Annotated in this window: 18 protein-coding genes; 13 read left to right on the forward strand and 5 right to left on the reverse strand. The window is 35.6% G+C overall.

The annotated features are described in order from the left end of the window. The coding region (locus tag PN497_RS21315; protein WP_272110135.1) for a helix-turn-helix domain-containing protein at positions 1–85 on the reverse strand (85 nt) is incomplete at its 3' end. 305 nt (positions 86–390) lie between these two features. Here PN497_RS21315 and glpX point away from each other — a divergent pair. Continuing rightward, positions 391–1,428 carry a class II fructose-bisphosphatase gene (gene glpX, locus PN497_RS21320; protein WP_096572048.1) on the forward strand — a complete coding sequence of 346 codons (1,038 nt, stop codon included), beginning with the start codon at positions 391–393 and terminating at the stop codon, positions 1,426–1,428. Between the two features lie 124 nt (positions 1,429–1,552). Continuing rightward, positions 1,553–2,839 (forward strand): glutamyl-tRNA reductase, encoded by a 1,287-nt coding sequence (locus PN497_RS21325; RefSeq protein WP_096572047.1) that lies wholly within the window; start codon positions 1,553–1,555, stop codon positions 2,837–2,839. Positions 2,840–2,921: 82 nt separating this feature from the next. Here PN497_RS21325 and PN497_RS21330 read toward each other — a convergent pair whose 3' ends face one another. Continuing rightward, complete coding sequence (locus PN497_RS21330; RefSeq protein ID WP_096572046.1) at positions 2,922–3,254, reverse strand: ArsR/SmtB family transcription factor; 333 nt, start codon at positions 3,252–3,254, stop codon at positions 2,922–2,924. Between the two features lie 91 nt (positions 3,255–3,345). Here PN497_RS21330 and PN497_RS21335 point away from each other — a divergent pair, with 91 nt between their 5' ends. From PN497_RS21335 to PN497_RS21355, 5 genes are all read left to right on the forward strand, one after another. After that, positions 3,346–4,041, forward strand: a complete 696-nt coding sequence (locus tag PN497_RS21335; RefSeq protein ID WP_096572045.1) for an MBL fold metallo-hydrolase — start codon at positions 3,346–3,348, stop codon at positions 4,039–4,041. Positions 4,042–4,141: 100 nt separating this feature from the next. Beyond that, positions 4,142–4,681 (forward strand): rhodanese-like domain-containing protein, encoded by a 540-nt coding sequence (locus PN497_RS21340; protein WP_096572044.1) that lies wholly within the window; start codon positions 4,142–4,144, stop codon positions 4,679–4,681. A gap of 170 nt (positions 4,682–4,851) precedes the next feature. Continuing rightward, positions 4,852–5,745 (forward strand): sulfite exporter TauE/SafE family protein, encoded by an 894-nt coding sequence (locus tag PN497_RS21345; RefSeq protein WP_096572043.1) that lies wholly within the window; start codon positions 4,852–4,854, stop codon positions 5,743–5,745. Positions 5,746–5,944: 199 nt separating this feature from the next. Continuing rightward, on the forward strand, positions 5,945–6,736 hold the full coding sequence (locus tag PN497_RS21350; protein WP_096572042.1) for a YdcF family protein: 792 nt from the start codon (positions 5,945–5,947) through the stop codon (positions 6,734–6,736). 91 nt (positions 6,737–6,827) lie between these two features. Beyond that, on the forward strand, positions 6,828–7,049 hold the full coding sequence (locus PN497_RS21355) for a hypothetical protein (RefSeq protein ID WP_096572041.1): 222 nt from the start codon (positions 6,828–6,830) through the stop codon (positions 7,047–7,049). A gap of 173 nt (positions 7,050–7,222) precedes the next feature. Here the strand turns inward: PN497_RS21355 and PN497_RS21360 are convergent, their stop codons facing one another. Next, positions 7,223–7,444 (reverse strand): ferredoxin-thioredoxin reductase variable chain, encoded by a 222-nt coding sequence (locus PN497_RS21360; protein ID WP_096572040.1) that lies wholly within the window; start codon positions 7,442–7,444, stop codon positions 7,223–7,225. 85 nt (positions 7,445–7,529) lie between these two features. Continuing rightward, positions 7,530–9,500 (reverse strand): PP2C family protein-serine/threonine phosphatase, encoded by a 1,971-nt coding sequence (locus tag PN497_RS21365; RefSeq protein ID WP_096572039.1) that lies wholly within the window; start codon positions 9,498–9,500, stop codon positions 7,530–7,532. 523 nt (positions 9,501–10,023) lie between these two features. Here PN497_RS21365 and PN497_RS21370 point away from each other — a divergent pair. Then, on the forward strand, positions 10,024–10,452 hold the full coding sequence (locus PN497_RS21370) for an NfeD family protein (RefSeq protein WP_096572038.1): 429 nt from the start codon (positions 10,024–10,026) through the stop codon (positions 10,450–10,452). Between the two features lie 66 nt (positions 10,453–10,518). Further along, on the forward strand, positions 10,519–11,502 hold the full coding sequence (locus PN497_RS21375) for an SPFH domain-containing protein (RefSeq protein WP_096572037.1): 984 nt from the start codon (positions 10,519–10,521) through the stop codon (positions 11,500–11,502). Positions 11,503–11,644: 142 nt separating this feature from the next. Here PN497_RS21375 and PN497_RS21380 read toward each other — a convergent pair whose 3' ends face one another. Continuing rightward, a complete protein-coding gene (locus PN497_RS21380) occupies positions 11,645–12,037 on the reverse strand; it encodes a Fur family transcriptional regulator (RefSeq protein ID WP_096572036.1) in 393 nt (130 codons plus the stop codon). Between the two features lie 208 nt (positions 12,038–12,245). Here PN497_RS21380 and purS point away from each other — a divergent pair, with 208 nt between their 5' ends. From purS to PN497_RS21400, 4 genes are all read left to right on the forward strand, one after another. Beyond that, positions 12,246–12,524, forward strand: a complete 279-nt coding sequence (gene purS / locus PN497_RS21385) for a phosphoribosylformylglycinamidine synthase subunit PurS (protein WP_096572035.1) — start codon at positions 12,246–12,248, stop codon at positions 12,522–12,524. A 113-nt stretch (positions 12,525–12,637) separates the two neighbouring features. Continuing rightward, positions 12,638–13,312, forward strand: coding sequence for a phosphoribosylformylglycinamidine synthase subunit PurQ (purQ, locus tag PN497_RS21390; RefSeq protein ID WP_096572034.1), 675 nt, complete (start codon positions 12,638–12,640; stop codon positions 13,310–13,312). A 139-nt stretch (positions 13,313–13,451) separates the two neighbouring features. After that, positions 13,452–16,514, forward strand: a complete 3,063-nt coding sequence (locus PN497_RS21395) for a hypothetical protein (protein WP_096572033.1) — start codon at positions 13,452–13,454, stop codon at positions 16,512–16,514. Positions 16,515–16,626: 112 nt separating this feature from the next. After that, on the forward strand, positions 16,627–20,238 hold the full coding sequence (locus PN497_RS21400) for a helicase (RefSeq protein WP_096572032.1): 3,612 nt from the start codon (positions 16,627–16,629) through the stop codon (positions 20,236–20,238). Positions 20,239–20,271: the final 33 nt, after the last annotated feature.

Genomic DNA, 20,271 nt, shown 5'->3' on the forward strand with positions numbered 1-20,271 from the left:
CGTGTCTAGCTACTCCTGCGTGTTGCGCCAGTAGTAGTCGTTGTTGCTTGTTAACTTTGAGTTGGGTTTTGAATCCTAGTAGCATACAGTGATTTTACTGTAATTCTGTCACAAAGCCAAAAGATGACAGGAAATTTTCAGCAAATGTGAGTATTTGTTATTCTTGGTTAAGAAAACAGTAACTAGCTACTAACCTCCTGCCTCCTATTCTTAACTAGCAACTTAGGTTAATACAAAATTACTGCTATTTTCTAACATTTTGACCACTTGGGATAATTAATAGCAGTAAAACTTAACTTTTTTCTATATGTATCCGTACTTTGGTAGACTTAAAGACTGAAATGGTCAGATAAAAACGACGCTAATATCAGCAACTGAGAGGGCAGTCCTGTGGAAAATACAATTGGTTTAGAGATTATTGAGGTTGTGGAGCAAGCAGCGATCGCCTCTGCAAAGTGGATGGGTAAGGGTGAAAAGAACACTGCTGACCAGGTAGCAGTGGAAGCTATGCGCGAACGCATGAATAAAATCTATATGCGCGGTCGCATTGTGATCGGTGAAGGTGAACGTGATGACGCTCCCATGCTTTACATCGGTGAAGAAGTAGGTATTTGTGCTAATCCCGAAGCTAAAGCACAATGCAATCCTGATGAATTAATTGAAATTGATATCGCTGTTGACCCATGCGAAGGTACTAACTTGGTAGCCTACGGACAACCTGGTTCAATGGCCGTTTTGGCAATTTCTGAAAAAGGTGGTCTGTTTGCTGCTCCTGATTTTTACATGAAGAAGTTAGCAGCACCCCCAGCAGCTAAGGGTAAGGTTGATATCAACAAGTCAGCTACCGAAAACTTGAAGATTCTTTCTGAGTGTTTAGGTCGCTCTATTGAAGAACTGGTAGTAGTTGTGATGAAGCGCGAACGCCACAACGATTTAATCAAAGAAATCCGCGAAGCTGGCGCAAGAGTACAATTAATTTCTGATGGTGACGTAGGTGCAGCTTTATCTTGCGGTTTTGCTGGTACTAACATTCACGCGCTGATGGGTATTGGTGCTGCTCCTGAAGGTGTAATTTCTGCTGCTGCTATGCGTGCTTTAGGCGGTCACTTCCAAGGTCAGTTAATCTATGATCCTGAAGTTGTGAAAACCGGTTTGATCGGTGAAAGCAAACAATCTAACTTAGATCGTCTAGCTTCTATGGGTATCACTGACCCAGATAAGGTTTATGATGCTCATGAATTGGCATCTGGTGAAACTGTTCTCTTTGCTGCTTGTGGTATCACTTCTGGTAATTTGATGCAAGGTGTACGTTTCTTCCACGGTGGTGCTAGAACTCAAAGTTTGGTTATTTCTAGCCAGTCTAAGACTGCTCGCTTTGTAGATACTATTCACATGAATGAGCAACCCAAGGTTGTACAACTGCACTAAGTAATTTTGGATTTTGGATTTTGGATTTTGGATTAAATTAACTCCAATCTAAAATCTAAAATCTAAAATCTAAAATTTTCTTACCCATTACAAATTATCCATTTAAGAATTTAAGAAATAAAAGATGAATATTGCAGTGGTGGGGTTAAGCCATAAAACAGCCCCAGTAGAAGTAAGAGAAAAACTCAGTATTCCTGAACCTCAAACCGAAGGTGCGATCGCTCATCTCCTCAGTTATCCCCATATTGATGAGGTGGCTATCCTTAGCACCTGTAACCGTCTAGAAATTTACATTGTTAGCAGTGAAATTACTTACGGTATTCAGGAGGTTACTCAGTTTCTGGCAGAACACAGCAAATTACCTATCATATCTTTGCGTCAACATTTATTTACTTTGATGCACTCTGACGCTGTGACTCATGTGATGCGAGTTGCTGCTGGTTTGGATAGTTTGGTTCTCGGTGAAGGTCAAATTCTGGCTCAGGTGAAAAATACTCACAAACTGGGACAACAATTTAATGGTATAAAAACAACTTTAAATCGCTTATTTAAACAAGCTATCACCGCAGGTAAACGAGTCCGTACAGAAACCAGTATTGGTACTGGTGCAGTTTCTATTAGTTCCGCTGCTGTGGAATTAGCGCAAATTAAGGTAGAAAATTTAGCTCCCTATCGGATCGCTATTCTCGGTGCGGGGAAAATGTCGCGGTTACTTGTACAACACCTAATTTCTAAAGGTGCAACTCGAATTGCTATTGTGAACCGTTCTCGTGAACGTGCGGAAGAATTAGCAAAGCAGTTCTCAGAAGTACCTATTAAAATACATCTGTTACCAGAAATGATATCTGTGGTTTCCCATAGTGATATAGTATTTACTAGCACTTCTTCAACAGAGCCAATTTTGGATCGTGCTAAGTTAGAAATGGTTTTAGATCCTAACCACTCGTTGATGTTATTTGATATTTCTGTACCTAGAAATGTTGATGCAGATGTAAACGATTTGCCAAATGTCCAGGCTTTTAATGTGGATGATTTAAAAGCTGTTGTAGCGCAAAACTACGAAAGTCGTCGTAAAATGGCACAGGAAGCTGAAAAAATCCTAGATGAAGAGGTGGCAGATTTTGATGTGTGGTGGCGGAGTTTAGAAACTGTCTCTACTATCAGTTCTTTGCGGAATAAAGTGGAAAACATCCGCGAGCAAGAATTACAAAAAGCACTTTCTCGCTTAGGGTCAGAATTTGGTGAAAAACACCAAGAAGTGATTGAAGCTCTCACACGAGGAATAGTGAATAAAATTTTACATGATCCCATGGTACAATTACGGTCACAGCAAGATGTTGAAGCTAGACGTAATTGTATGAGAACTCTGCAAATGCTATTTAATTTAGATGCAGAAGAGCAGTTTAGTTAATCAAAGGGAACAGGGAACAGGGAACAGGGAACAGAAAAATCTTTATTCTGACTCCTGACTCCTGACTCCTGACTCCTGACTCCTAAAGTTTGAGTTTCTCTAACTGCTTAGTTTGTTCTTCGAGTCTCACTTGTAGGCGATCGCATACTAAATCACACAATTGAAATAATATCGGATCAGCTATTTCATAAATCACGCTGACTCCTTCGGGTGTTCTTTTGACAATACCCGCTTGAGTTAAAATTTTAAGATGCTTCGATACGTTTGCTTGTCCTAGTCCAGTCTCAGCTATGATTTGGGTTACATTCTTCGCTCCATTTTTTAAACAACACAACACCTGTAACCGACTGACTTCAGATAGCACTTTGAAATATTCTGCAACATGACTAAGAGCGCCCGGAAATATATCTGACATAAAAAACCACAAAAATTTTATAACTTTATGTTGACTATCTTACTATATAGCAATATAATCATTTTGTTAGGTAAATAATTCAGGTGTAAATATGTTATTTCGCCAACTTTTTGACAGAGAATCTAGTACATATACTTACTTAATTGCTGACGAGACAACAAAAGCAGCAGTTTTAGTAGATCCGGTGTTGGAACAGGTAGAACGGGATCTAAAGCTAATTGAGGAGTTAGGATTAACACTACGCTACTGTTTAGAAACTCACATCCATGCAGATCATATCACAGGTACGGGTAAATTACGTCAACTAACTGGATGTTTGGGAGTTGTACCAGCAAATGCACCAGCGAGTTGCGCGGATCAACAAATGCAAGATGGGGAAATTTTACAATTAGATTCTATTGTAATTGAAGCGATCGCCACACCAGGACATACAGATAGTCATCTAGCTTATTTATTAAACAAAGAAAGATTATTAACCGGCGATTCTTTATTAATTCGCGGTTGTGGAAGAACCGATTTTCAAAGTGGTAATGCGGGAATTTTATTTGATGTCATTACCCAAAAAATGTTTACTCTTCCTGATGCAACTTTGGTTTATCCTGGACATGATTATAAAGGTTTTACAGTTTCAACTATTGGGGAAGAAAAGCAATATAATCCTAGATTTAAAGGACATAATCGGGACTGTTTTATTCAATTAATGAATGGGTTAAATTTACCTAATCCGCAAAAAATGATGGCTGCTGTTCCAGCAAATGAAAAGTGTGGAAATGCTATTGCAGTTTAATATTTTAGGGTATTTCTCACGCAGAGGCGCAGAGTACGCAGAGTTTTTAATGGCAGAGTTTTTAATATTTAGTAAATAGGATTTTGAGGAGTTTTGAGAAATGAATACTTCAACTAAACAGGAATTACAATTTGTTGATGCTGCTGGTGTTAAGGAGTTAATAGAAAAACAGCAAGTACATTTAATAGATGTGCGAGAAATTTCAGAATATGCAGGTGAAAATATTCCCGGTTCTCAAGTTTTACCACTTTCTCAATTTCAACCAGAAAAAATCAAATTAGTTCCTGGTAAACAAGTTGTTATTTACTGTCAATCTGGAAATAGATCCAATAAAGCAGCACAAAAATTAATTCAAGCTGGGTTTGTAGATTTTTGTCAGTTACAAGGTGGAATTACTGCTTGGAAACAGTCAGGATATCCGACTCAAGTTAATAAAAATGCTCCTATTAGTATTATGCAACAAGTACAAATAGTTGCAGGTTCTTTAGTTTTTATAGGAACTGTGTTAGGTGCTTTTGTTTCTCCCTGGTTTTTAATTTTAAGCGGTTTTGTGGGTGCTGGTTTGGTATTTGCAGGGGTGACAAATACCTGTGCAATGGGTATGTTATTAGCTAAGTTACCTTATAACCAACGTGGTTAATTTTTCTTTGTAATAATTCAGGAGTCAGGAGTCAGAATATTTGTTTGTAGTAGTGAGCTACAAAAGTAAGTTTTTGTATCAATTATCAAGAATAAATCGAAAACTCTAATTCTTAATCCTTTATTCTGTATCCTGAATACTTACCTAAAAATTACGAATTACGAATTATTATGATGTGGATATTAGGACATATTTTAGCAACGGGAATTGGTATTAGTTTAGGTTTAATTGGTGGTGGTGGGTCGGTTTTAGCTTTACCAATATTAGTTTATGTAATGGGAGTACCAACAAAACCTGCAATTGCTATGACTTTAGTAATTGTAGGTACTGTGAGTTTAATTGGTTTAATTCCTCATTGGAAAAAGGGAAATATTAATTTTAAAAAAGCATTTATTTTTGGTTCTGCTACTATGTTGGGTGCTTTTTTAGGGGCAAAAATTGCAGGTTTACCATTTGTTACTGATAATTTACAAATGCTGCTGTTTGTAATTATGATGCTGATAGCAGCAAGTTTAATGATTAAGAGAAGTTTGCAAAATTCCACTAAATTATCTTCAGAAGATCACTTAGAAAATATCAAAATCGAAGTTTATCAACCTCCTGTTTGTCAGTATTGTTGGTTATGGTTGTTAACTGAAGGTTTAGGTGTGGGAATATTAACAGGTTTAGTGGGAGTTGGAGGAGGTTTTGCGATTGTGCCGGCTTTAGTTATTTTGGGTAAAACTCCGATGAAAGAAGCTATTGGTACTTCTTTATTAATTTTAGTTGTTAATGCAATTTCTGGTTTTTTAGGTTATTTAGGACAAGTTGATTTAGATTGGAATTTAATCGGATCTTTTGTGATTGCTGCTAGTTTGGGTAGTTTTTTTGGTGCTTATTTATCTCAATTTATTGATGGTAAAAAATTACAAAAATATTTTGGTTATTTTTTAATAGCTGTAGCGGCTTTTGTGTTATTTCAAAATCAAAGTCAAAGTGCTTCTCCAAGAAAAAAATCAGCGTTAAATTGGCAAGATAAAGTAACTATTCTGAATCCTGTACAGACTGCCCAGCATAACCTATAGTCATAAAAAAAGCTGTTAGGATATTAACTGATGATAAAACCTCAAGATAAAAAGATGACAAATTGTCTTTCTTGTGATACTGTTATACAGTAATACTGTAGTGATGATAAAAATATTTATGTAGGGGTTTAGCATTACTAAATCTTTACTGACTTCTGTCTCCTACTAGATCTACATAAATCGTGAATTATTAAAAATAATGTTTCTATATCTTTCTAAATTACTACCTCTATTTTTTTATCCTTTGGGATTAGCTTGTGTTAGTTTAATAGTGGCTTTGGTAACTTTGTGGAAACGTCCAAAAATTGCCGCTGTTTGTATTTCCCTATCTTTAACTTTATTATTGGTTTGTGGTAATGCTTGGGTGGCTAAAAATCTGGTGCGATCGCTAGAATGGCAAAATATCCCCATGACGGAAATACCCCAAGCTGAAGCTATTGTGGTTTTGGGTGGTGCTACTAAATCAGCGGTTTGGCCTCGTCCGACGGTTGATTTAAGTGAAGCGGGCGATCGCGTGATTTATGCGGCTCAACTCTATCGGCAAAAAAAAGCACCTCTAATTATTTTAAGTGGTGGTCGCATTGATTGGCGTGGTAGCGGTTTTCCTGAATCAGCAGATATGGCTACTATTCTTACATCTTTGGGTATACCAGCCCAAGCGATTATTCAAGAACCTGATTCTTTAAACACCTATCAAAACGCTGTTAATGTGCAGAAAATTCTCGGAGAACGAGGAATTAAAAAAGTATTGTTAGTAACTTCGGCTATGCACACACCGCGATCGCTCAAAATTTTTCAGCGTCAAAATATTGATGTTATTCCTGCACCCACTGATTTTCTCGTTAGTCGGGGTGAGTTGGAAGAATTAACCAGCACTCCCAAAGCCGCTATACTAAATTTATTCCCTGACTCTGATAACTTGAATCAATTTACCAGTGCTTTAAAAGAATATATTGGACGTTTTGTTTATGGTTTGCGGGGTTGGTTGTGAGTGACTGGTGACTGGTGACTGGTGACTGGGAAAAATTCACTAATAACCAATGACTAATAACCAATGACTAATAACCAATGACTAATAACCTATGAGTAAAGAACTACCATATATAGTCCCATCACCTCAGCCGGAAGTTGAGGAAGTGTTTGCAGTTCACCAAACAACTGTAGAGTTTTACCACGAAGTTCAGACTCGTTCGGAATTTAAACGTTATTGTGAATGGTATTACACAACCGCAGCCGAAAACCGTAGAGATTTAGAAAAAATGCGCGGCGAACTCAATATTATGGGGTGGTTTTTTCGCCGCTAAAAGAATACAGTAGCGAGTTATCAGTTATCAGTTATCTGTGACTCATGGTTTCTGACTCCTGACTCCTGTACGGGCGTTGGCGAAGCGTGCTGGAAGCATCAGCATTCGGGCAATCAATTATCAATTTTTGTCTAAGGTTATTTTCCGAATGCTTCGCCCCTACTGACTACTATTTAAATAACCTCTAATTCATTCTCACGTAAATGAGCTTTAAATTTTTTGCTAAACTGAACTAAAATTGGCAGGTTAGCACTGACAGGTCTGCCTTGCCATTGAGTAACAACAGCAAAAATTTCCCCTTCTGATCCTTTGATGTCAAAACCCTGACCCCGATGCTCAGGATGATGATAAACTATTACCGACTCTTTTACACGAACGCGATCGCCAATATTCATAGTATTATTTATACCTAATTTTCTTGATTACTGAATTGATTGACTTGGTTGATCTTACCATATCTTGACATTCAAGAAATATAGCTTATTGGCGCTGGGGGCAGAATTGTTGTAATTCTGGGGGAAGTTGCTGACACAACCGCCCAAAAGACTGGGGTTGAAGTTGCCACCAAGCAAATAAACCTAAACTTGTACCTCCAACCAACAAAGCTAAAAATCCGCCTAAAACTAAGACCAGTTTACCCCGATTTGCTGCTTTAACAGGAGTAGAAGCTGATTCTTCACTTAGATTCAAATCTATTAAAGCTAGGGAACTCTCTGCTAAATAATCTACTGCTGGTGCTTGCGCTTCAAAGTTTTCTGTTTCTGTGCTTGTGATCCCTACTTCCTCTGTTTCGGACGTTTCTAATACTATTGGTACAGGTGTAACAGGTACTAAATGGGCTTGGGAAGTACGGACAACCGTGAGAACAATAGATGTATTATCTTGACCGTTTTTTTCATTTGCCAATTTTACCCAGTTACGTGCTGCATCTTCCACTGTCAGTTTACCTGTTAACAGGGGAATTGCATAATTCTGCCAAGATTTTTCTACCCAATCATGATCACTTAAACCATCGGAACATAATAATAAAATCCCGTCTTCTTCCAAAATAAAGCGTTTGATGGCAAATTGTAGAGATTCGGCTTCTTTTGTTCCTAATGCTTGGGTGAGTGCATGGGCGTTAGCTGTTGTGATTGCTTGACGATACAAACTTTGACCAAAACACACTTCCCTGGTTGCCATATCATCATCTATGGTTAGTAGTTGGCAATAGCTGGGAGTAATCCAATAAGCACGACTATCACCAACATTAGCTATATAAAGTTCATGAGTATTTTCTGATTCCCATCCTGTATTGGTGACTATACGTTGCGGTAATTGTATGGCCATGACTAACGTGGTGGCCATGCGTTCTCTACCTTGGCGGTTTTGTTCGTCGTTGCGTGACCAGATCATATTATTTACTACCCGCAAACTAGCCGCTAGTTGTTGCTGCAACAAATCTGGGGGGACAATTTCTGTTTGTTCGGCTACATCTTGTAACCAAGCACGGATTTGTAATTTTAAGGACTGAACTGCTAGTTGACTGGCAACTTCGCCGCCTTCATGTCCGTCAATACCATCACAAACTACTGATAGATGCTGGTTTAAATAGTTGTCTATTTTATCAGTAGTATTAGGGAAACAACTGTCCTCATTGTGTTTCATCACAAGACCTGCATCTGTAAACCCAGCAACTTTCACCATTAATGGTAATTCTGCTGCTGATGCTAGTAATAGTTGATTAAGTTGATGGCTAATGGTAGTAAAATCTACTTCACCTTGGCACATCTGCTGGATGATATTACTTAAACCAGGGGCTATTTCGGCTTTTGCTACCAGTACCCATGAGTGCCAAGATTGCCCTAAGTGCTGCAAGGTAAGTGTTTCTGTTGTTTGGTATAGTTCTAGTAATTTGATACACCAACCTTGAAGGAGTATGTTATTTGGTGATAGTAAACTTGCAGCTACTCCCAGTTCTGATAAGGGTTTCCACAGTTGGAGAATTTGCCATAGCCAGTATAATTGTCTAACGGCTTTTGCTTCTTCCCATACTTCGGTAATGATGGGGTAGAGATTGCCTTTTGTATCTATAGGTGCATTTTCTAATAAGAGAATATCATTTGTGTCTTCTGTGTCTTCGGTTGTAGAAGTTGTAAATCCGTAGGGTTGGGGGATGTGTAACTTTTGTGGATATAATTTTAGGTAGGGGATAACTGCCGGTGGCAGTTCTGATGGTATTTCTGGTGGTTTTCCTGGTTGGGTATCTAGCCAAATTTGCTGTGTAATTACCTCATATCTGTCGGCAATTTTTGTTTCCGGGAGTATGTTGGCTGCGTTTGTGCCGATCGCCCACAGATAGCGGTAAACTATGGGTGTTTGGCAATTTTTACAAGTGCGATCGCCTAGATTATTAATGGGTTTTTCACAGTCGGGATTGATACAATGAATTATCCGTTCAGTAGAAATCATAAATGTATAAACTAAGGAGTTAGGAGTCAGGAGTCGTAGGGGCGAAGCGTTCGGAAAACAACCTTGGACAAAAATTAATAATTTATCACCCCAATGCTTTGCCCGTACAGGAGTCAGGAGGAAGAAGAACTAATTTCTGTACTTTGCACTTTATACTTTGCACCCTGCACCCCGCACTGAGTCAAGAGAATAGTTAAGTCAGAAATTATAAAGATTTAATAATTTTAAAAGAAGTTTAAGTATAATACTCAAAGTTTGATTTATGCTACATATTCTATTTTTGAGCTTGAGTTGTGAGTGTATAAATTATAAAGAAATTCAGGTGATTTTAGATCAAATTGGGATGTTAATTACTAGAATAGGAATCAAATATGTTTGTATGCTCTTGTTGATAGGTTTGTACTTGAAAGCAAAAATTTGGAAATCAAAAATTTCTTTCCGTAAATAGTGATGGTTGAGATGTAGTTAATCACAAAATAATATTGGGGTTAAATTTTTTGTTTTTATTGTCTGGGATGGCGTTATGCCAACTTTTACCTTAATCTGGCTGGTAGCAGGAATAATCCTGTGTTTGATGGAACTTTTGTTACCAACTGCCTTTGTAGAATTTATGATGGGAATTAGTGCCTTTGCGGTGGCGCTACTTTCTTATTTGGGTTTGAGCAGTTTATGGCTACAAGTTATTCTTTGGCTGTTGCTTTCCACGGTTTTAGTTGTGTTTTCCCGCAGGTTTTTACAACCACCAACACGCAGATCAAAAATCTCTGATGCAGTGATTGGCGAAACTTTAACAGAAATTTTACCAGGTCAGGCGGGACGGGTACTATATGAGGGTAATTCCTGGCGGGCTAGATGTGATGATGACAAACTCAGTTTAGCACCAGGGCAAAAAGTTTATGTGGTCAGTAGAGAAGGTACGACTTTGATTGTAATGCCAGAAAATATTTTATGACAGGTGACAAATGACAGGTGACAGATAAGAGTTTTCAAAGCACCGTATTTGCGGAGATTTATCAAAATGGGTCAGTTTTTATTGTTACTTGCTTTGGCTTTTGGGGGCGGTACTGTTGTCCTCAAATCAATTAGAGTGATTAATCAAGGTGATGAAGCTTTGGTGGAAAGTTTGGGTAGTTATAAGAAAAAGCTTGGTCCAGGCTTAAATATGATTAATCCTTTTTTCGATAACATTGTGTATAAGCAAACTATCCGGGAAAAGGTTTTAGATATTCCTCCTCAGCAATGTATCACCCGTGACAATGTTTCCATTACTGTTGATGCGGTGGTGTATTGGCGGATCGTGGATATGGAGAAAGCTTACTATAAGGTAGAAAATCTCCAGTCAGCGATGGTTAATTTGGTTTTAACTCAAATTCGCTCGGAAATGGGACAATTGGAGTTAGATCAGACTTTTACTGCCAGAACTCAAATTAATGAAATTCTGCTGAGAGATTTAGATATTGCTACTGATCCTTGGGGTGTAAAAGTTACACGAGTGGAATTGAGAGATATTATCCCATCTAAGGCTGTGCAAGAGTCTATGGAATTGCAAATGTCCGCAGAAAGACGGAAACGGGCAGCAATTTTAACATCTGAAGGTGATCGAGAGTCGGCGGTAAATAGTGCTAGAGGTAAAGCAGATGCTCAAATTTTGGATGCGGAAGCGCGACAAAAGGCGATAATTTTACAAGCGGAAGCGGAACAAAAAGCACTTATTTTAAAGGCGCAAGCGGAAAGACAGCAGCAGGTTTTGAAAGCACAGGCGATCGCGGAGTCAGCAGAAATTATAGCCCAAAGGATGCAAACTAACCCAGATGCACACAAAGCTTTAGAAGTTCTCTTTGCACTAGGTTATTTAGATATGGGTACAACTATTGGTAAAAGTGATAGTAGTAAGGTGGTGTTTATGGACCCTCGCACCATACCTGCTACTTTAGAAGGTATTCGTTCTATTGTCTCTGATATTCCCAATGGTTCTCATTCTTTGTTGGAGAATAGGGACTAGGTTATTATCTCATCTTGTGGGTTAGGCATCCTGCCTGCCCTGTATAATTAGCGGGCAAGATACCCGCACCACAAGAAACACTTGTATATTTTTTTATTGGTCAGTCCCTTAATAAAAACTCTTACCTGTCACCTGTCACCTGTCACCTGTCACCTACTTCCTGACATTTATTACACAGTCCGAAAAATTCTAGGGTGTGGTAAAATACTTTAAATTTATGGCTGGTTTGTAACTCGTTTTCTAGTTCATGGACTGGACATTGATGGATAGGTATGGAAAGACCACATTGTAAACAGGTGAGATGATGTTTATCTTGTTGGGTTAAACTATACAAAGCCTCACCATTAGATAAAGTTCTCACCTGTACTTTACCTTCGAGTTTCAAAGCTTCTAGGGAACGGTAAACTGTGGCTAAACCCATGCTTTGACTACAGTTACGTAATTCTATGTATATGTCTTGTGCGGAAATTCCTTGTTTGATGTTTTTCAATAGGTTTAAAATTCGCTCTTGACTGCGGGTACGTATAGCTTTCATAGTAATTTTGGCTTTTAGATTGGGACTGGAAAATAAAAATTTTTTTGTATCTTATGTGACTAGTTTAAGTTACCATATCTGATATGAGCTTTTTTGATTGGCTGGCTGATAGATTAACTTTAACCAGTCTGTGATTCTATTTTCACTCAGTTGGAACATAAAAGTTATAGGATAGCGATCGCACCATTCAGCAAAAGTTACCCCCCTCATGCAAAGGAAGTATTTAGCTAAAATTTTTGTGACTCTTCGGCCTTCAGTTCTCGATCCTGCTGGTGTCGCCGTACAAACTAGCTTAAAACAAATGGGACATGAAACCGTTGAACAAGTAAGAATTGGTAAATATATTGAATTAACCACGATTGCACCCGATGAAGCTATAGCGAATCAAGATGTGAAAAATATGTGTGAGGAACTGTTAGCAAATACTGTGATCGAAAACTATCGTTTTGATTTGATTGAAGTAGAATCTCAAACTGGTGTTTTTTAGGTAATGGGTAATTGGTAATGGGTAATTGGTAAAAACTTCTTTACTGTCACCTATTCCCTATTCCCTATTCCCTATTCCCTATTCCCTATTCCCTATTCCCTATTCCCTTATTTATGAAATTCGGTGTTTTAGTTTTTCCTGGTTCTAATTGTGACCGTGATTCCGCGTATGTGACTAGAGACTTACTCGGACAACCAACACGGATGGTTTGGCATCAAGAGACGGATATTAGTGATATAGATGTAATTATAGTCCCTGGGGGCTTTAGTTACGGTGATTATTTGCGTTGTGGGGCGATCGCTCGTTTTTCCCCTGTAATGCAGGAAGTTGTCAATCACGCACAAAAAGGTAAGTTTGTCATCGGTATTTGCAATGGATTTCAGGTATTAACTGAAGCTGGTTTGTTGCCGGGTGTGTTAACGAGAAACCGAGATTTGCATTTTATTTGCGATCGCTCTCCCTTAAAAGTTGAGCGTAATAATTTACCTTGGACTCATGGTTATACAGAGGGAGAAGTGATCACTTTACCCATTGCCCACGGAGAGGGTCGATTTTACGCTGATAAGGATACTTTAGCAGCAATTGAAGATAACGGACAAGTGGTATTTCGTTATCACGGAGAAAACCCCAACGGATCATTAAATAACATTGCAGGGATTTGCAATTTGCAAGGTAATGTGTTAGGAATGATGCCACATCCTGAACGCGCAGCAGATCAAGCATTAGGTAATACTGATGGTTTACGCTTGTTTGCGGGTTTGTTGGGGAAGGTTGCAGCTTTGATTTAGTCTTGTATTTGACAAACTCTCAAAAACATAAGGTGGTTAATTTCCACCTTATTTAAGGATTTTTACGTATTGACTTGTCAAATTGACTAGATGTATTATTTTTGATAGTATAATATTAAATCCATCAAGAAAAGCGCAGATGAACAGAATAGCAATAAATCCAGACTTAGCAAATGTGGATTATACTGATTTATTAGATAAAATACTCAGAGTATTAAAAAATCAGCAGATATTTATAATTTCTGCTGATAATAAAAGAGTTAAGGTTGATATTAATGAAGTAGTTAATGAAGTTATTAAATTAACTCCTCATAACCCATTGGGAAACCAAAAAGCAGCACGTTCAGCAACTTTGAATTTTACTCCCGGTACTGAAGTTTCATTTCGAGAGAAAATTAGACAAATTACAGGTTATATTCAATATCAATTAACATTAGCTATTCAGCAAAATCCCAATAGTAAATCAATGGATAGATTTGAATTTATCCAAAATTTACTGACAGACTTACAAACATTTCAAACAGATAGAAAACCAACTAAATTAGACTTGAGTTATGAATTTCTACCCTCTAAAAACTTACAAAAACAAAGATTAACAGTCAAAAAAGACGATAAAGCAAAACAGAAACAACTACTAAAAGCGCATAAAGTTAAAATTTCTGTAGATAAACCAAAAGATTTTTACACAGCACTATTAACCGGATTGAATAACTTTATAGACATTAACTTTTCAAGTTCTAGTGACAGAGAAGAAATAGGATTTATTTTAGAAAACCTCAAACAAAATACAAAGTCTGATATTTATCAACTACAAAACCTAGTCAACGAAGAAACACTAGGAAAACTCAAAAAACTATCACAAATTAAATATTTAGAATTTCTCCTAGAAAACATTGACGAAAAAGCTAGTTCTAAAAACTACCAAGCTAAAATATATTTACAAGACTTGATCAGGAGATTACAAATATTAGAAGATTACATTAATAACCCCAATAAAGCAGATGGAGAATATGAAGTTAGCTATGCACAAGAGAAATTTAATTTGCAAACAGTATTTTCTCGTGGTGATGCTTATGATAAATTACCAATTATTCCCTTAGTCGAGGGTTATTTAGGAGAAAGTGAACATCAACACCAAGAAAAAATAGAATTTACCTTTGGTTTAAAATTAAAATTTGATGGTAAAGTCCAAACCGATGGAGGTAAAAATGTTTTTCAAAGAAATCTTGATATTCTCCTCGCAGATCCAAATAGTGAAGAGAATATAAAAGAATTTGCAGAGAATTTGAATAACAAGAAGAACTTTGTCAACAAAGTTTTAAAAATTGCCTTTCTGTATTATTTTATATTTGCATCAACACAAGATCCAAAAGCAGCAAATTATGATCCAAGAGAAGAATTAAATTACGATCCTCTACGGAGATTTGAAAAGGATATATTATCAGTATTTAAAGGAGATGATGAAAATGCTAAGAAAGAATTACTCGGAAAGTTAAAAAAAGGTTTCGATAAATTTAAAGTCCAGAAAAAAGTAGACATATTAAAAGAAGTCTTAACTAACTTAATTAAAAGAGAAACACCATTTCCTGAAAGACAATATCCGGTACACATCTCTGTCAAAAATAGCATTTTAGAAAACGATATTGAAACAATTACGGAACGAGATACTTTATTTAAAAATACATTGCGTGGTAACTTTAAAGACTGTTTAAAATATATTCATTTAGGAAACCCAAGTACACAAACAAACATCCTTGTCACTCTACCCGCAAACATCACCATTAGCGAAATTCACTTTTTAGAAACTCCAGATGTAGAAACATTTGACATGGAATATGACATTACTTCAGGAATTAAAGTTTTACCAGCAATATTTTTAGGAATAGATAACCAACAATGTAGAAATTTTTATGAAAGCAACTTAAAAAATAGAAACTTATTAGTATTTCCCCATAGGTTGGAAGAACAAAAGCTAGAAAAGCATCAAGAATTTATTTACAAGATTGTGTATAGTTTACTAGCATATCTTTGTCTTCATGTGATTTTAGAAAGACAAATAAAAGAAGATGCAAAACCATTTATACCACTAATTAGAATACACCTCAAAGAAAAAACGGATGAAACTGCAATCATTGAAAAGTTTATAGTTGATCTAACCAAAGTATTATCTCATTTATTGAATGAAAGATATCGCTGCAATGAACAAGGGATAGTGGTTACAAACCCCAAAACAATCAGCTTTAAAATTCCTAATGTTCTCAGTTCATTATATTCCGTAGTTCCCAAAAAATTCACATTCTTACCAACGGATAATTTTAGATTTCAGGAACTTAATAAACTTGCGATCATCGTTGTTTCTAGTCGGGAAAGTGATCGTCGTTTCGGAGTAGATGAAAAAAAATCTAACTTAATAGGTGAAATTATCACCATACAAACAGAAGACAACAAAGCAAGGTTTCAACTCTTCAAAACTTTCTCAGAAAACTACGACGATCATCAAAAAATGTTTGAATATCCTACAGTTGTAGTTGATAATGTGGACAAACTTTACAAAAGAGGGTACAGACACTTTATTTATATTGCAAAAGTTCCCTACAGTAGTACATTACACATTACTCAAGCAGAAAAAGATGAAGAATTATTCTTCATGTCACAAAATGTAATTCAATCTTTGAAAAAAGAAAGACATGATATCAAAATTTACCCGATGTTTTTTGAAAAATACTATGCAGTAAAAGTGGGAAATTTTAAATCTACATCCTTATACATTCAGGATACTTTAGAGTTGACTAATTTAGCGGAGGATAGAAACAAACAATCTGTAATTTTCTTTAATTTATTTAATGGGTTACAGGTTGCTAAGGAGGTTAACTATCATGGAGTCATGTCTTATGCAACTTTATATAATATGTATGAAAGTACAATTTTAGATGATAAGGATATTTTTACAGGATTAATAGATAATGAAAGTAAGTTAAAAAATGAAATTACTCAATGTTTAACTTTGTTTCATTTCTCCCGTTATGAAAAATCTGAAAAATCAGGGAATATGCAATTAAAGTTAGATCCCTATCAAAATTTAATCGGGGATGAATCAGTTAGTGAATCTGCAAGTTTTAAACATATTCGAGATAAAACTGATTTCAATTCTCTTGCTTTTTTAACTCATGTTAAATCAATATTACTAGGTAAGGATGAATAACACTTCTCTTTCTTTACGTCTTTGCGTGAGATTTTTCTTATAAAAACGAACCGCAGAGACACAGAGTTCACAGAGAAAAGAGGTTTTTGAGGGTTTTTATAAGGAGTAAAAAATGACTGCAAAAATAGCTGATGATCTGGGAAGGTTGTTTGAGGTTGGTTTTAATATCGGGATTTTATCTTATATCCATAAAAATAATATCAAAAATCATTTTGGTGATTTGTATAGTCAGGAGTTGCAAAATCTCAAGTTTGCAGAAATTACAAAAAATATTGTGAAGAAGGTTGTTGGTAAGTTAGAAAGAGAAATTGCAGAAACTTGGTGTCAGTTTTTTGTACAAAAGGGTTTTTTGTGTGGGTTAAATTTCTTTCGGGAGTATCTTAAATCTCTGGGATGTCGTGAAAAAGCAAACTTGCAAAATCTGGAAGTTATTTATTTTCAATGTCGGTTTAATGGTGAAAATAGTATTGGTACTCATGAAGTTGATGAAATACAATGGTTCAAAAATGTTCTCTCTCAGTTTGAAAATGTAAATGTCACTTCTGGGGATATTCAAAATTATAAACAAGGTGGTGATTTTCTCAATGCAGATAGTTTGATGTTGTTGAAATATAAAAATAATTACCGGGTTTTATGTCTTGACTTGTCGGTGTTTTCTATTCACACTGATGAGGATTTACAAAATATTGATTATGTGGAAATTATCAGAGGTTTGTTATTACGAGATATCAATTATTTACGTTCTAAAAGTGTGTTTTCTAAGTTGCGTATTGATACCGAATCTTTGGGTTTAGATTTTTCTCCCAGTTTAAAGGAGTATTTTACCGCTTTTAAATCTAAGGATAAGGAAAGTGCTAAATTAATTCAAGCGGGTAGTTATATTTATAGTTTCTGTCAGTTTTTACAAGCAAATTCTTTTCTTCCTGATATTTCTAGGTTGGTTTGTAATGCGGTGGGATATAGCGATCGCTCTTTTAATACTATCTCTATTCCCGGAAATAATATCCAACTTTTTGAAAGTTGTCATCAAATTTATCAACAAAATTACAAAACAGAAGAAGAAATTAGCGACGCACGTTATCGCGTTTTACAAAAAATCCAAGTTAACGCATATCGCAGTTTTCAACAAGGTAAAAAACTGGTTGACTCTCTCCTCAACATTACTCCTAATACCATCAATATTTTACCACGTCATACAGAAACGATTACCGATTTTTATAACTCTGTTTCTCCCGTACCATCTGAGTTAATTTCTAGTTTAAATTTAACCGAAAATCCCAATTTTAGACAAGCGCACAACCAACTAATTAAAAGATATTTACTTTCTGAAAATACCTACATTTTCTTAACAGGAAATCCCGGAATCGGAAAAACTACCGCTATTGTTGATTTTCTCACTCAATATCAAAATGATGGTTTCCTATTATTATACGTCAGTCCCCGGAAACAAGTCAATCTTGATATCATTGAAAAATTCAAAGATCGCAAAACTGGAAGATTAGTAAATGATCAAATTTTTGCTATTAATACTCATAGTAATTTGATTCAAGATAACTCTGGTAAACTCTCAGTTGCTTATACATCAAACAAACATGAAGAAGATTTTACTTTGGAAAATGTTGATTTTCTCAACAGTGAAAATATTGAACGAAAATCTCGACGCAAAGACAGACTGCAACAGATTACAGATGATACCTTTCAGGATATGGGAACAAAAAACAAGGGAGTTTTACAAAGTATTTGTGAAGGGTTATATTACCTCATCAAATATCAAACATCTAATCAAATTATCGCTACCGCTTCTACCCAGTCTTTGAAAAAAACAGACTATGGTGATACTTTACAACATTTAGAAAAAATCTTTCAAGACGCATACAGAAAAAGTGACGATAAAGTATTTCCTCAAAAAATGCGAAATATATCCCGTCGCATCAAACATCTATTTATTATGATAGATGAAATTACCGGAGATGAAGGAGGAGTAGAATTTTTAGAGGGAATTAAAAAAATGGTTAAAACTTATAAATTAACAAACCCAGAAAATGGTTTTAATACTAAAATCATCGTCGCAGATGCTTCTATTGTTGATAAAAATGTCATTTGTCAACATTTAGAAGATACTTCCCCCGAACCAAATAAGGTTTATTTTAGAAAAGCAGAATCAAACATTCAACCTCTATCTGTAGAAAGTTTCATATTTAAAGGTTCACCCGCTATCATTATTAATACTAACACCTATCCTGCAAAAAGTCTTACTATTAATTATCAAATAATTGTCGAATCTTGTCGTTTTACTGATAGAATTAAACTAAGAGATAAATCTGATTTAGAGAAAAAATCCCAGGAAGAAATTTTCAAAGATATTAAAATTATCTTCCAAAAATCCGATGTTGAACAATTTATAGTTTACATCCAAAATAAACCTAAATTATCAGAACTGATTGATAAAATTCAGTCAGAGTTAGGAAGAGATAACTTTGTTAAAAATACTCACTTCCTAGAAATACACGCGAATATTTCAGAATTAGAAAAACAGGAAATTAAACAACATCAAGAAAACGTCAAAGTGGTTTTCATGACTGCTTCCGGGAGTCGCGGTTTATCCTTCCCCAAAGCGAAACATATCTTAGTCGAAATTCCGAAATTTGAAATTGAAAAAAACCTGATGGAAATAATTCAGGTTATTTACAGAGGTCGGGGAAATGATATGATAGATAATCAAGATAAATACCTCACATTTTATTTAGCTGAACGTTCAGTTTATTATCAAGATGATCCAGAATTATCTATCAAAGAAAATTGCTTGAGTTTATTAAATCTTCTGTTAATTCTCAAAGCATCTATAATGACAAGAATTCAAGGTTATGGTAATATTGGTAGGAAGAATTATCTACTTATACCCATCGGTGGAAAATCAGTTTTTGCTGCGGGAGAAACCTTTTCCAGTAAAATCGAAAATCTTATTACCCAACTGAAAAAAGAATATAACCGCAATAAAAGTCACACTTCCTTAAAAGACGCATACACCAGACTAGAATTATTAATGGGTGAAGGTGATTTTTGGGTTGCTAAAAATACGGAAGAGAGTTATTTAAAGATTCGGGAAAATTTCAACAACACATTTTTAGAAGTCGCTAAAACCTTTGATAAATTATTAGATTTTACACCCTTGGAATTAGGTTATATTAGTGGAGGTTTATTAATTGTACCCAGTCAAAATATCCAAGAATCTTATCAAATGCGCTTTTTAGATATTCAAAAATATGCAAATACAGAATTATGGAATACTTTAAAAAGCATTAGTCGCAATCAAAATTACCCCGAAAGTCTCACCTCTGCGGTAAAAGATGCAATAGAATTAGTAGAAAAGTTAATCAATGCACCTGCAAAAACCCAGAATTATCTCCAAAAAAGTCAACATACAGATCAATATTACGCTTTACCATTATTTGCGTTTATTAGTGGGGAAGTGATGAAAGAATATTTTGCAAATAAACCAGAAGAACCGGAAGATCAACGTTTTAAAGATATCTTATCTATATATATTCGTTCTTTATATCCTGTAAGTAATATTTTACCCATAGGACATAATTATCAAGAATTTCCCTTTGTGGTATTTAGAAGTTATAGTTTGGAGGAAATTAGAAATAAATTGTTTACAGAAAAATATCTGTTAAATTCTCAGGAATTAAATGTTCTTAATTTAATTCTGTCTCAAACTTAAAATTAGTAATTAGATCCCCGACTTCTTTAAAAA

This window comes from Sphaerospermopsis kisseleviana CS-549 (assembly GCF_028329225.1).
GTDB classification, from domain to species: domain Bacteria; phylum Cyanobacteriota; class Cyanobacteriia; order Cyanobacteriales; family Nostocaceae; genus Sphaerospermopsis; species Sphaerospermopsis kisseleviana.